Genomic DNA, 13,581 nt, shown 5'->3' with positions numbered 1-13,581 from the left:
ATTCCGAATGAGAAAGCGATTCTCCTCCAGAATCGCTTTCTTAGATATATCAATCTGTGCTGATCAGTGCATCTGGAATGTTTTGGCGAGTCTAGGGCCGAGACTCTAACCGCCTGTGACACTCATGTGACGGGAGACAGCAGGGCGATTGTGACGGCGGTCGATAATAAAATCATGGCCCTTCGGCTTGCGGCCAATTGCTTCGTCAATGGCATTGTTCAGAAGTTCGTTACCTTCCGACGCACGCAATGGTTCACGCAGGTCAGCAGCGTCTTCCTGGCCAAGGCACATGTAAAGCGTGCCGGTGCAAGTCAGACGTACACGGTTGCAACTCTCGCAGAAATTATGCGTCATCGGTGTGATGAAGCCGACACGCCCGCCGGTTTCCTCGATCTCGACATAGCGGGCAGGGCCGCCGGTCTTGTAGGCGATGTCGTTCAAGGTGAACTCTTCGCTGAGTTTGGCCCGAAGCAGCGACAGCGGCAGGTACTGGTCAGTACGATCGAGTTCGATTTCACCCATTGGCATGGTTTCGATCAGCGTCAGGTCCATACCGCGCCCGTGAGCCCAGCGGATCATCTCTGGAATCTCGCGATCGTTGAAGCCCTTAAGGGCGACTGCGTTCAGCTTGACGTTAATGCCGGCTGCTTGCGCAGCATCGATGCCTTCCATTACCCGGTTGAAGTCACCCCAGCGGGTAATGGCACGGAATTTATCAGGATCCAGCGTATCCAGTGATACGTTTATACGTTTGACGCCATGGCCGGCCAACTCAGGCGCAAAGCGTGCGAGCTGCGAGCCGTTTGTGGTGAGGGTCAACTCTTCGAGCGCACCGGACTGAAGATGACGCGAAAGCTCTCCGATCAGATGCATGATATTTTTGCGAACCAGCGGCTCGCCGCCGGTAAGACGCAGTTTTTTCACGCCCTTCTCGATGAATGCCGTGCAAAGCCGATCCAGCTCCTCGAGCGTCAGCAGATCCTTCTTCGGCAGGAATGTCATGTGTTCTGACATGCAATACGTGCAGCGGAAATCGCAGCGATCCGTCACCGATACGCGCAAATAGCTGATCGTTCGCCCGAAAGGGTCGATCATGGGGGCCTGATGTGCCGTCGTATCGAGCAATGCAACGTGATCCAAGAGCTTCCTCCTACCAAAGAGATAGGGTGCCGGCTTCCAATTGTCCAGCCGTCGGACGAGACAAACGCTGAGGCTTTTCCACGCAGTTTGTTCAACCCTGCGTTCGTTGCCGACCGCGTCTAACAAAGCAGAGAATTGGCCGTGTGCAAGCGAAACAGTCTGCACAGTGCCAGCCGTGTATTGGAAAGGACGGACTTGCGGGGATCGATCCTTGTTCTTACAGAAGAGGGAGCACGAGGAGCGTTCGCAATGACTGATGCCTGGCCCAAAGAACTGCGCGTAAGCAAAGACCGCCGATCGTTCACGATCGTCTTCGACAATGGGGAAAGCTATGTGCTTACGGCGGAGCTTTTACGGGTCGCGTCACCTTCGGCGGAAGTACAAGGGCACTCGCCCGAACAGCGCCAGACAGTGCCGGGCAAAATAAATGTCGAGATTGCCAAGATGGAACCCGTTGGAAATTATGCTGTGCGCATCATTTTTGACGATATGCACGATACCGGCCTGTTCAGTTGGGACTATTTGATCGATCTTGGGCGTAACAAGGATACACGCTGGCAGGCCTATCTCGACGAACTTGCCGAGAAGGGTTTAAGCCGCGAACCGTTCACGCCGCGGCGAGTGACTTGAGTTACTTCAAGACAATGCCATGCGAATGCAGCCCGCGCGATCCCAGAACCACAGGTTGCAGGAAATGAAACGGATCTACGTACAGTAGGCGAGTCGATGGCTATCTGCCGACTTGGCATTCGCGTTGACCCGTAAGAAATATTCTCTTGATAAGTGTATCCTGCGCATTTGCGGGTGACATTAAAGAATTCATTCCAAGAACCGCCAAACACAACAGCGACATGCTGAAAAACTTGTTTGCCTTGTTCTCCAATTCGATCCAGTGCGTCGCTTCTTCTGGAATATTATTACGATTTTTGGGAATGACCTGGATTGGTCAACTATTTGTGTGATGAATTAACATGAAAGTGCGGGTGAATTGGGATAAATGTGTCAAAACCAGCACACAGCTTAAAATTGTGCCGCGGCGAGTTAATATTTGGGGGCGGGGCATTGTTAAAAGATTCTAAATACGATGCGGTCAAACTGGCTACACACCTCATCAATGGCTCATGTTCATCCGTGGGCAACACAGTTCCAGCTGGGCACGCATCATGAATTCCCGTTCCAAAAAAAATGTAATCTTTCTGGCTGCGATGTTGTCGGCCACGGCTATCTCGATGTCGCCGGCATCGGCAGCCAATAACCTGATGGAACTGCTGTTCGGCAATCGCCGCGTCGAGTCGCGTCCTGTTGACCAAACACATCAGGTCCATCCTGGCAGGCTGCAGGATGCGAGCGTGCGGCGTCCGAACGCCCCTATCAAGCGCGTGGTCGTCACAGCGCCGACAAACTATGACTACAAGCCCGAAGGCCTGGTTCCGATCGATTTCTCGAAAGTGGATACACAGATCACGGCTTCAGCCGATCATGGCACGGATATCTCGCCATCAATGGCGATGGATGAATTCGGTCTGAAGATCGACCATCTGAAGGCTGCTCACGTTCTGGCGGAAAAGGAAATCTCTGACGCGATCGTCTCATATTATGCCACGAAGCAGCGCTCTATCTGGACGGCTTCTTATGATGTGACACGACAGGCAAAGGCGGTCGTGGCGCTTTTTGCAAAGGCTGCCGACGATGGTCTTGATCCACAAGACTATGCCGTTACGGTGCCGAGTGACGATTATGACCGTGCCAACATTCCAGCGCGATTGAAGGAGCTTGCAGATTTCGAATTGTCGATGTCGGCACGAGCGCTGCGCTACGCCATGGACCAAGGTGAGGGCCGCATCAACCCAAACCGCCTCAGCGGGTTCCATGACTTTGCTACGGGCCGTGTCAAGCCGCGCGACGTGATCGAACAGCTCGCTTCGTCGAACGATCCCGCCGCGACGCTTGTTGCTTTCGAACCGCAGAATAAATGGTATGCCGAGCTTAAACAAAATCTGCACGAGCTCGATGACACCAATGAGCCGACTGTGAGCATTGCTCCCGGCACAATGATCCGCCCGGGCGATACAAGCGATGAACTTCGCAATGTCGTAGCGCTGATCCGGGCGAAAGCGCCGCAGGATTATTTGGCAGAGCACAAGATTGTGCTGGCCGCGCACGAAAACAGCTATGTCTATGATGAGAGTCTCGTCCAAGCCATCAAGGACTTTCAGAAGGCGCAGGGACGCAAGGCCGACGGGGTAATCGGCAGCAATACCATCAAGTCGCTTCAAACTGAAACAACTCTGTCCAAACGGAACCGTATTTTGTATTCCATGGAGCGGCTGCGCTGGCTGCCGCATGATTTCGGCAAGCGCTATGTTTTCATCAATCAGCCTGCCTACCGGGCCCAGTACTTCGACGACAACACAGAAAAACTGGCGATGAATATCGTAGTCGGATCACCCACGAACCAGACCTATTTCTTCGATGATACGATCGAGACCGTTGTCTTCAATCCATCCTGGGGGGTGCCGCGCTCGATCATTCTCAACGAGATGATGCCGAAAATACTCAGCAATCCGTCCTATCTCGAAAATAGTGGATACGAAGTCTATGACAAGTCGGGTCGCGTGGTTCCGTCGAGCTCGATCAATTGGTATCAGGTTGCTTCAAACGGCGGTGGCGTTGGCATTCGCCAGAAGCCGAGCCTCGACAACGCTCTCGGAGAACTGAAGATCCTCTTTCCGAACAGTCACGACATCTATATGCATGACACGCCGGCCAAATCATATTTCAAGCGGGACATGCGGGCATTGAGCCATGGCTGTATCCGCCTGGAGCGCCCACGTGACATGGCCGCGGCAGTGCTCGGCGTTCCGGTCGAAGATCTGAAACAGTACTTCGGCAAAAACGAACGCAGCGTCAAGGTAAAGGACCAGTTGCCGGTCTACGTGTCCTATTTCACTGCGTGGCCAGACGCGACGACGGGCGAGATCAAGTATTACGACGACGTCTATGAGCGCGACGCTTATCTCGAGAAGGCTTTCGTCAAGACGCGGGCAATGCGACAGGCAACAAGCGTCCAGACTGCGAAACTATAAAGGCAGCGCCCCTAGTCGTTTTTGATTTCGAAAGGTGGCAGGCTTTGGAATGCAAGTTTCAAGGCCTGCGACCAGCCATCCGAAATCATTTCATAATAAGGATCATGGCGTTCGATGCGTTTTTCGAAACCAAGCTTGAGACTGTCCGACTCGTAGAACTGCAAGTCCAGCGGCAGGCCAACTGACAGGTTGGATTTCAACGTGGAATCGAAGGAAACCAGCAACAGCTTGGTGGCCTCCTCAAAAGTCAGTGCGGGGTCATAGGACCGCACGATAATGGGCTTTCCATACTTGTGCTCACCGATCTGGAAGAAGGGTGTATCCGGCGTCGCCTCAATGAAATTCCCCTCGGGATAGATCAGGAAAAGCCGTGGATCGCCGCCTTTGATCTGACCACCGAGGATGATCGAGGCACCGAATGAATCGGCGCGCTGCCCGCCCGAATCCACCTCGTCGATGACATGTCTAATTGTATCGCCAACGAGCCTTGCCGTCTGGAACATCGATGGCATTTCGTAGATCGACGGCGACCGTTCGGATGGCTCCTTGGTGCGTTCATTCAGGATGCTGATGACGGCCTGGGTTGTTGCCAGGTTGCCAGAGGAAACCAGCGTGATAACGCGGTCACCCGTCTTGGCCCACGTATACATTTTCTTGAACGTGGAGATATTGTCGACACCGGCATTTGTTCTGGTGTCAGACATGAACACAAGGCCGCGGTCCAGTTTGAGCCCCACGCAGTAAGTCATAGCGAATCCCGAATCCCGATAGCAGAGCGATTACTGCTCTACATTGACCTCTACGGCAAGTGATTCAATGCCCGGTCCAAAGCGTATACCGGAAACTGGGGCCGCTTCGCGGTAATCGAGGCCGCAAGCCAGACGCACATAGGTTTCATTCGGACAAATATCGTTGGCCGCGTCGAATCCCACCCAGCCCAGTCCTTCTATGTGAGCCTCTGCCCACGCGTGGCTCGCCGTCTGTTCGATCGTGTTGTTGAGCATGAGATAGCCAGACACGTAGCGGGCAGGAATATTGAGCAGGCGCGCGGTAGAAATGAAGACATGGGTATGATCCTGGCAGACACCGCTTCCGTTGAGCAGGGCCTCCTCGGCTGTCGTGTTGATGTTGGTAGTGCCTGGTGTATAGGCCATTTTCTGATGCAACAGTGCCATCAGTTCGTGCATGATTGCCAGTTTGTCGCTCTTGGCCGGCAAGCTTGCTGCCAATTCGCGGATCGACTCACCCGGTTTGGTCAGGTCCGTTTCACGTTCGTAGAGCCATATCGGCATGAAATTATAGACCTTGCCGAGAACGCCTGTACGATCCTCTGTTTCGACCTGGCCTTCAGCGCGTATGACGAGTTCCTTGATGTCGCGATCAAGCCGTATCAGCATGGTGCGATTGCCATAGCCGTCACGGTAGTTCGCTTCCTGGGTCGCGCCCTCTATCTTGAGTGCCCAGTCGATGACTTTCTGGCCCGGACTGCTCTGCGGATGCATACGCAACCGCAGCACCGAATAATGAACCGGGGCGTCGTATCGATAGCGGGAATTGTGCTGGATGTTCAAAAGCATGATCTTCAATCGAAATTGTAGGCGTGAGCAATCTTGCTGCTCAAGCTGTTCGTTTGATAAATGAGATCGCTCAGGAATTCGTGTAACCCATTGTCAAAAATGGTGCGGATCTCATTGTTCTCTAGCCGGGTCATAATACCCTCGGACATGTCATGGCATTCGTGCCGCTTGCCGTAGTCGAGGGCAAGGTATTTCAGATTATCCACGATATTGGAGTAGCAGAAGTTCAGGGACCGGGGCATGCGTGAATTCAAGATCAGATAATCCGCAATGTTCACCGGATTGTATTCGACATCATAAACCCAGCGATAAGAGCGGTGCGCGGAGACGGATCGCAGGATAGATTCCCATTGGAAGTTGTCGAGGGTCGTTCCAACATATGAAATCGAGGGAAGCAGCACGTAATATTTGACGTCTAGAATGCGCGCGGTGTTATCCGCCCGCTCGATGAAAGTGCCGATGCGTGCGAAATTGAAAATTTCGTTGCGCAGCATCGTTCCATGAAAAGCACCGCGGATAATCGCAGTTTCGCGCTTGATCTGATCGAGAACGCGTGGAAGGTCGGTTTCGGGGATGATTGAAGCCAGTGTCGATTTGAGCACCATCCAGGTCTCGTTGACGCTTTCCCAAGCCTCACGCGTAAGCGCAGTGCGCACCATGCGTGCGTTGGATCGCGCGGTTTCTACACAAGCCATGACGCTCGAGGGATTGCTTAGATCACGCAACAGGAAATCGGAGACAAGGCTCGCATTGTACTCCTTGTATTTGCTGTCATAGCCGATCTTTACTCCCGCGCTCATCAACACGGAGGACCATTCCTCTGGGGCGTCGGACGTTTTCGTCAGTGCCATTCGCAGTCCGGCATCGATGAGCCGTGCCATATTCTCTGCCCGCTCAATATAACGGAACATCCAGTAGAGACCATTTGCGGTGCGGCCAAGAAGCATTTTCTAGTGGTATCCTCTTTGTAGTTCTGGAACCGTCTTGAGCGATTCTTAATTCCCCTCAGAACAAGTCTAGTCGTCCAGCACCCAGGTATCCTTCGTACCCCCACCTTGACTCGAATTGACCACGAGCGAGCCTTCTTTCAATGCGACACGCGTCAGACCGCCAGGTGTGATGCGTATGCGGTCAGACACGAGCACGAATGGCCGCAGATCCACATGACGCGGCGCCAAACCTTTTTCGGTCATGATCGGGGTTGTCGAAAGCGCGAGCGTTGGTTGTGCAATGTAATTTTTCGGGTTGGCCTTCAGTTTAAGAGCGAAGGCTTCGCATTCCTTCTTGGAAGCCGCCGGACCGACCAGCATCCCGTATCCGCCGGAGCCGTGCACCTCCTTGACCACGAGATCAGAGAGGTTTTCGAGCACATATTTGAGCGTGTCCGGTTCCGAGCAGCGATGCGTGGGTACATTTTCCAAAATCGCCTTGCGTCCGGTGTAGAATTCAACGATCTCAGGCATATAGGAATAGAGCGCCTTGTCGTCGGCGATCCCGGTGCCGGGCGCGTTGGCAATAGTGATGTTCCCCGAACGATAGACATCCATGATCCCGGCAACGCCGAGCGCTGAATCGCGGCGGAAGGTGAGGGGATCAAGGAAAGAGTCGTCGACTCGCCGGTAGAGCACATCGATGGCGCGGTTGCCTTCTGTCGTCCGCATGACGACCTTACCGTTCTCGATCTTGAGATCGCTCCCCTCGACGAGTTCGACGCCCATCTGATCGGCGAGAAAGGCGTGTTCGAAGTAGGCGGAGTTGTAGATTCCTGGCGTCAGCACCGCGATGGTGGGCGTCCCCTTGCAGCCGGGTGGAGCAACCGCCGCCAATGATTGCCGTAGCAGCTTGGGATATGTCTCGACGGGACGCACCTTGATCTGCTGGAACAGTTCCGGAAAGAGCTGCATCATCGTTTCGCGGTTTTCCAGCATGTAGGAAACGCCGGAAGGTGTGCGCGCATTGTCTTCCAGAACGTAGAACTGGTTCTCTTCCGTCCTTACGATATCAACGCCGATGATATGCGTGTAGACGTTTCCCGGTGGTCTAAACCCGACCATTTCCGGCAGATAGGCATCGTTGTGGGTGAAAAGTTCACGTGGAATGCGGCCGGCGCGGATGATCTCCTGGCGATGATAGATATCATCAAGAAACGCGTTGAGCGCCATGACACGCTGCTCGATGCCCTGCGACAGGCGGCGCCATTCATTGCCGGTGATGATGCGGGGGATGATATCGAATGGGATGAGGCGTTCGGCGGCTTCCTCGTCGCCGTAGACTGCAAATGTGATCCCGGTCTTGCGAAAAACGTTCTCGGCATCAAGCGACTTTTGAGCCAACCGCTCGGGATTCTGCGTATCGAGCCAGCATTTTAGCTGTTCATATGGCGGGCGCACTTCTCCGCCTGTTTTGATCATCTCATCAAATGGCTTCACTCAAACCCCCTTCATATAACCGTATTCAAGCGGGTTCAGCAGAAAATGCAAGCACATTCCATTGTTGAGGAATGACTCCGGAAGCACGGCTCAAAAATTAGGCAACTACAGAGCGTTTGAGGCAGGCGCAATGCGATTTTCGTCTAATGCGTGAGCTCGTGTTTGCTATTTTCAAAAATAAAAAGAGCCCGCCTACCACTGGTAAACGGGCCCTGGAATCATGTCGTCAGGCTCAGTACGGCGATACGCATTGGCGACGGGGGCCGTTGTTGGGCTGATATGTATTGTCATAGGCCCTGTACGATCGATAGCGGTTGTAGCACCACTGCGTATGCGCACTGCCGGCGCGATAGACCGGGCGAGGCGCAATAGCGTTACCCACTATCACACCGGTACCAAAGGCGGCCAGTGGGAACCAGGCTCCGTTATAATATCGATAGCCCGGACGATAGTAATTGTATCCGCGGTGTCCTCTGTACCAATACCGGTTGCCACCATAGTAGCGGCCGCCGCGATAATAGCGGTCTCCACGATAGTAACGATTACCGTTCCAGTTTCGGCCACCGCGATAATGCCGCCGGTATTGAACTTGCTCGATGTTGGCGCTCGTGGTTTCGATACTCAACGGCGCAAGCGGCGCCGAAAAGGCGGGCATCGGGCCAACCGAAATCAGCCCCGCCGACATCGCAAGTGCGGCAAGTATTGAAGTTAGTTTCCTCAATTTTTCCTCCTGAAATCCCGGGACTGCGCCCGTCTTCAATGTAAGAGCAAAAAAACCTCGGATGGAAGGCTAATCCTGAGCCCAACATCTGCAGCTGGTTAACGTTCGGATAAAAAAATCGTTCCAATTCAGACGGTTCAAGCGTTAACTGCACCTATCAAATCGTCTGCAAGCTTTACCTTCAACTCACGATAGTGTGAGATGACCCGGCTCGGCTCATAGGTTGCAACCGGTAGATCCGAGTAGCCGAAATCCACTGCAATCACAGGAATTCCTGCGGCCTTTGCCGTGTTGATATCCGTTTGGCTGTCACCGATCATCACAGCGCGCTCGCGATCGCCGCCAGCCTTGCGGATGGTTTCAACCAGATGGCGCGGGTCAGGCTTTCGGAAGGCGAAGGTATCGGCACCGCAAATCGCACTGAATCGCGATGATTGACCAAGACCGGCCAGGAGGTTGACGGATAGGCCTTCAAACTTGTTGGTGCAGACCGCCAGCAGATAGCCGGCGCTCGACAAGTCTTCCATTGCCTGTTCGGCGCCTTCATAGAGCGCGGAGTGTCCGGGCATGTTGGCACCGTAATGTTCGATGAAGATACCGACCAGCCAGTCAAGTTGTTCTGGGCTCAGCAGCTTTTGCTGTGCTTCGAATGCTCGTTCAATCATCACCCGTCCACCTTGTCCGACATAACGGCGCAACGTGACCGGATCGACCTTTTGCAGGCCTGCTTCATCAAGGCAATGGTTGAGACTATCGAGCAGGTCGGGGGCGGTATCGACCAGAGTTCCGTCAAGATCAAATACGACAATGGGTTTGGACATTTATGTTCCTGTGGCATCCGTAGCCGATGGCGAAAACAGCAGCAGAACTGCTGGTTTCGTGAGGTGACCTTCCCACACTGAAGTATAAGGTGGGTTCAAAATCAAGTTCCGAGCCTTGACCCGGTCGCCTGACGTGGTAGGGAGCAGCCAGTGTCGACTCAAAGAAACGGCAAGTCAAAGCTACAAGAGGGCGCACCACCATGGATGCCAAATCGCTGAAGATCAAAGCGGCTGCGGAGGCCCTGACCTACGTCAAGGATGGCATGCGCCTTGGAATCGGAACAGGCTCGACTGCTGAGGAGTTCGTGCGGCTCCTGGCGGACAAGGTCGCGTCTGGAATGAACGTTATTGGCGTACCCACATCGCAACGCACTGCGGCTCTCTGCCGCGAGCTCGGTGTCAAGCTCAGCACTCTCGAAGAAACACCGCAGCTGGATCTTACGATCGACGGCGCCGACGAGGTCGACTCTGACCTCACATTGATCAAGGGCGGCGGCGGCGCCTTGCTGCGGGAAAAGATCGTCGCGGCCGCTTCGAGTGAAATGATCGTGATTGCAGACGAATCGAAGCTGGTGAATATGCTGGGCGCCTTTCCCTTGCCTATCGAAGTCAATCGTTTTGGGCTTGCAGCCACGAAACTCGCCGTCGAGCAAGCCTCTCGCAGGCTTGGACTTTCAGGTCCTGTTACATTGAGGATGACGGGAGACGAAGCATTTGTTACAGACGGCGGGCATTTGATCCTGGATGCATCTTTTGGCCGCATTCCGGATACAAGAGCTTTATCGAACGCTCTGCACGCCATACCCGGCGTGGTGGAGCATGGACTTTTTCTGGGGCTGGCGCGCGTGGCCATTTTGGCCGGTGCTGACGGTGTCAGAACACTGCGGAGCAGTGAAGCAGACGCACTTTGAATCCTGCGCAAAGCCTTCTGAAAATCAAGGATGATTTTTGGGTTATGCGCGACAACGTCGAAAACGGAGCGATAAATTCATGAACCGAGCAACTGGCTTCCGCCGCTTGATTGCACCTTTGGCCGTCGTAATCATGCTTGGCGGTTTCAGCGCCGCTCAGGCGCAGGATACGAACACCAACAATAACATCACCCCGTCGCATCTGGCTGCCGCCCGGGCTGCTATTTCCGCAATCAAGGCAACGGATCAATTCGACTCGATCCTGCCTGGCGTTGCGCAGCAGCTTAAGGGTGAGTTGATCCAGAAGGATCCTAACCTTGAGTCCATCATCGGCGCAGCCGTCGACGAACAGGCCCTCGCGCTTGCGGCACGTCGTGCGGATCTCGAAAATGAAGCTGCCCGCGCCTATGCAGTGTCGTTCAGTGAAGAAGAGCTGAACGCAATCACTGGGTTTTATAATTCCGAAGCTGGCAAGAAGCTTTTGTCGGAAGGTCCGATCGTTACGCGCGAGGTAATGAAGGCCGCTGGCATCTGGCAGCGCGGCATCGCTCGCGATCTTGCCCAGGCCGTCGCAGAAAAGGTTGTTGCGGCAGCGGCTGCAACCGCGCCTGCCCAAGCTCCGGCGACGCCCGCGCCAGCTCAACCAAAGAAGCCTTAAGGATACTTTCGATCGACATTATGCAAGGCCCGGCAGTTAGCCGGGCTTTGTTCTTTTAAGTGGCCAAGATACAACCCATATAAGCGCTGCTCATCAGATTCGGAGTTTTTGCACCATGCCAAGCTATGATTATGACCTTTTCGTCATTGGGGGAGGGTCGGGCGGTGTACGGGCCGGAAGGCTTACCGGCGCCATGGGCAAGAAAGTCGGGCTCGCCGAAGAATACCGCATGGGTGGCACCTGTGTCATCCGTGGCTGCGTGCCGAAAAAGCTTTTTGTCTACGCGTCGCAGTTTTCCGAACATTTCGAGGCTGCGGCCGGTTATGGCTGGAGCGTCGGAGAAACCAGGTTCGATTGGCCGACGCTGGTTGCGAACAAGGATCGGGAGATCGGGCGGCTAGAGGGCCTTTACCGGCAGGGGCTCGACAATTCGGACGTCGAGATTTTCGACAGCCGTGCGGTGCTTGTCGACGATCACACCATCGAAATTCTCAAGACTGGCAAGCGGGTGACGGCTGATCAGATCCTTATCGCCACAGGCGGGCATCCCAACCCGCATCCGGCTTTACCGGGACACGAATTGTGCATCAGCTCCAACGAGACATTCCATCTAGAACAATTGCCAAAGGCCGTCATTATCGAAGGCGGTGGCTACATCGCAGTTGAGTTCGCCAATATCTTCCATGGTCTCGGCGTCGAAACGACGTTGATCTACCGCGGCAAGGAAATCCTGTCGCGCTTTGACCACGATCTGCGGCAGTTACTGCACGCGGCTATGGTTGCCAAAGGTATCCACGTCCGTTGCGTGGAAGTCATCGAGGAAGTGAAGCGCCAGCCTGACGGGAGGCTGGGTGTACGCCTTTATTCGGGCGATGAGCTTGTTGCGGATCAGGTCATGCTGGCCATTGGCCGGGCACCGAACACGAAATCGCTGGGCCTGGAAGTGGCGGGTGTCGAACTCGACGAACTTGGCGCAATCAAGGTGGATGAGTACTCGCGCACAAGCAAGGCGAACATCTGGGCTGTAGGCGACGTGACCAATCGTGTTCAGCTGACGCCGGTCGCCATTCATGAGGCCATGTGCTTTATCGAGACAGCGTTCAAGAACAATCCGACCAAACCTGACCACCGTCAGATCGCGACTGCGGTTTTCTCTCAACCCGAAATCGGTACTGTGGGATTGACCGAAGAAGAGGCGGCAAAGGAGTTCAGGGAGATCGAGGTGTACCGTGCTCTTTTCCGCCCGATGCGCAATACGCTATCCGGCGCCAAGGACAAAATGCTGACCAAGCTGATTGTCGATGCCGGCAGCAGGAAGGTTATCGGTGCGCATATCTTGGGGCCCGATGCGGGTGAAATGGCTCAACTTTTGGCCATTCCGATCAAAGCCGGCTGCTCCAAGGATGATTTCGACCGCACAATGGCAGTACATCCTACAGCTTCAGAAGAGCTGGTGACCATGTATAAACCAAGCTATAGATTGGTGAATGGCGAACGTATCGATGGGTGAAATTGAAGTCCTGGCGAAGAGCGGCAAACTTGTCGCTTATTTCGGTTATGGCTCGCTGGTAAACCGCCATACGTTGCGAACCAATATCGTTCACGCCATGCCCGCAAAACTTCATGGCTGGCGGAGATTGTGGCGCGCAAGTCCTCGCGAAGCCGGACTTCACGCCGCTCTATTGTCTGTTCGTCGCGACGAAAATTCCAGCGTGGATGGTCTGCTTGTTTTCGATTATCTGGAAAACCTTCCAGCCGTCGATTTGCGCGAGGAAAATTACGACCGCCGCAGCGTCCTGCCCGAACAAATCGAGATTGTAATGCCTTTTCCCGATGGCATCCCAATCTTCGTCTATGAGGCGCACCAATATGTACCAGTTCATCCGCAACCGCCGATGATCCTGCAATCCTATCTGGATGCGGTCATGCAGGGTTTTCTGGTCGAGCACGGTGAGGAAGGACTTCGTCGTTTCGTTCTCAAAACGGAATATTTCAACACACCGATTTACAGGGACCGCCCGTCGCCGGCCTATCCGCGCGCCGTCAAGCTCAGCGACAAAGAAATCGACATGTTTGATAGGCTGCTCGAGGAAATCGGTGCGAACTTTGCCGATCCTCAGGACATCGATGAAGCGGCTGCCGCTGACGCAAAGTAAGTCTCGCTGCTCAATTATAATGTCCAAATTAATCCGCCTGCGGCGCCGTAGTGAGATCAGCCCCGCTGGCCGCCAACAGGAC

Annotated in this window: 13 protein-coding genes; 6 read left to right on the top strand and 7 right to left on the bottom strand. The window is 54.4% G+C overall.

From position 1 onward, the window contains the following. Nucleotides 1-105 precede the first annotated feature (105 nt). Nucleotides 106-1,095, bottom strand: a complete 990-nt coding sequence (moaA, locus tag PHA01_RS08205; RefSeq protein WP_271895038.1) for a GTP 3',8-cyclase MoaA — start codon at nt 1,093-1,095, stop codon at nt 106-108. A gap of 294 nt (nt 1,096-1,389) precedes the next feature. On the opposite strand from moaA, the gene PHA01_RS08200 reads away from it, so the two are divergent. Then, nucleotides 1,390-1,770: a gamma-butyrobetaine hydroxylase family protein gene (locus PHA01_RS08200; RefSeq protein ID WP_271894493.1), complete on the top strand. Its 381-nt coding sequence runs from the start codon at nt 1,390-1,392 to the stop codon at nt 1,768-1,770. A 533-nt stretch (nt 1,771-2,303) separates the two neighbouring features. Then, complete coding sequence (locus PHA01_RS08195; protein WP_271894492.1) at nt 2,304-4,226, top strand: L,D-transpeptidase family protein; 1,923 nt, start codon at nt 2,304-2,306, stop codon at nt 4,224-4,226. Between the two features lie 11 nt (nt 4,227-4,237). Here PHA01_RS08195 and PHA01_RS08190 read toward each other — a convergent pair whose 3' ends face one another. The 6 genes from PHA01_RS08190 to PHA01_RS08165 form a co-directional block, all read right to left on the bottom strand. After that, nucleotides 4,238-4,975, bottom strand: coding sequence for a proteasome-type protease (locus PHA01_RS08190; RefSeq protein ID WP_112528526.1), 738 nt, complete (start codon nt 4,973-4,975; stop codon nt 4,238-4,240). A gap of 30 nt (nt 4,976-5,005) precedes the next feature. Next, a complete protein-coding gene (locus PHA01_RS08185; RefSeq protein ID WP_271894491.1) occupies nt 5,006-5,803 on the bottom strand; it encodes a transglutaminase family protein in 798 nt (265 codons plus the stop codon). A 5-nt stretch (nt 5,804-5,808) separates the two neighbouring features. Next, complete coding sequence (locus PHA01_RS08180) at nt 5,809-6,750, bottom strand: alpha-E domain-containing protein (protein WP_112528524.1); 942 nt, start codon at nt 6,748-6,750, stop codon at nt 5,809-5,811. A gap of 69 nt (nt 6,751-6,819) precedes the next feature. Beyond that, nucleotides 6,820-8,232 carry a circularly permuted type 2 ATP-grasp protein gene (locus PHA01_RS08175; protein WP_262292963.1) on the bottom strand — a complete coding sequence of 471 codons (1,413 nt, stop codon included), beginning with the start codon at nt 8,230-8,232 and terminating at the stop codon, nt 6,820-6,822. Nucleotides 8,233-8,464: 232 nt separating this feature from the next. Continuing rightward, complete coding sequence (locus PHA01_RS08170; RefSeq protein ID WP_417020946.1) at nt 8,465-8,917, bottom strand: BA14K family protein; 453 nt, start codon at nt 8,915-8,917, stop codon at nt 8,465-8,467. 173 nt (nt 8,918-9,090) lie between these two features. Then, entirely contained in the window at nt 9,091-9,774 is a 684-nt protein-coding gene (locus PHA01_RS08165; protein WP_271894490.1) for an HAD family hydrolase, read from the bottom strand. Nucleotides 9,775-9,974: 200 nt separating this feature from the next. Between PHA01_RS08165 and rpiA the strand changes: the two genes are divergently transcribed. From rpiA to PHA01_RS08145, 4 genes are all read left to right on the top strand, one after another. Further along, nucleotides 9,975-10,685 carry a ribose-5-phosphate isomerase RpiA gene (gene rpiA / locus PHA01_RS08160; RefSeq protein WP_271894489.1) on the top strand — a complete coding sequence of 237 codons (711 nt, stop codon included), beginning with the start codon at nt 9,975-9,977 and terminating at the stop codon, nt 10,683-10,685. Between the two features lie 79 nt (nt 10,686-10,764). Next, entirely contained in the window at nt 10,765-11,343 is a 579-nt protein-coding gene (locus PHA01_RS08155; protein WP_271894488.1) for a DUF2059 domain-containing protein, read from the top strand. A 115-nt stretch (nt 11,344-11,458) separates the two neighbouring features. After that, on the top strand, nt 11,459-12,853 hold the full coding sequence (gor, locus tag PHA01_RS08150) for a glutathione-disulfide reductase (protein WP_271894487.1): 1,395 nt from the start codon (nt 11,459-11,461) through the stop codon (nt 12,851-12,853). Then, nucleotides 12,831-13,499 (top strand): gamma-glutamylcyclotransferase family protein, encoded by a 669-nt coding sequence (locus PHA01_RS08145; RefSeq protein ID WP_271894486.1) that lies wholly within the window; start codon nt 12,831-12,833, stop codon nt 13,497-13,499. Before gor ends, PHA01_RS08145 begins: the two co-directional genes overlap by 23 nt. The last annotated feature ends 82 nt before the right edge of the window (nt 13,500-13,581 follow it).

Origin of the sequence: Candidatus Phyllobacterium onerii, assembly GCF_028331445.1 — a bacterium.
Classification (GTDB): Bacteria; Pseudomonadota; Alphaproteobacteria; order Rhizobiales; family Rhizobiaceae; genus Phyllobacterium; species Phyllobacterium onerii.
Note: the sequence above shows the minus strand (reverse complement) of the source record. Positions and strands in the feature narration are given on the sequence as shown.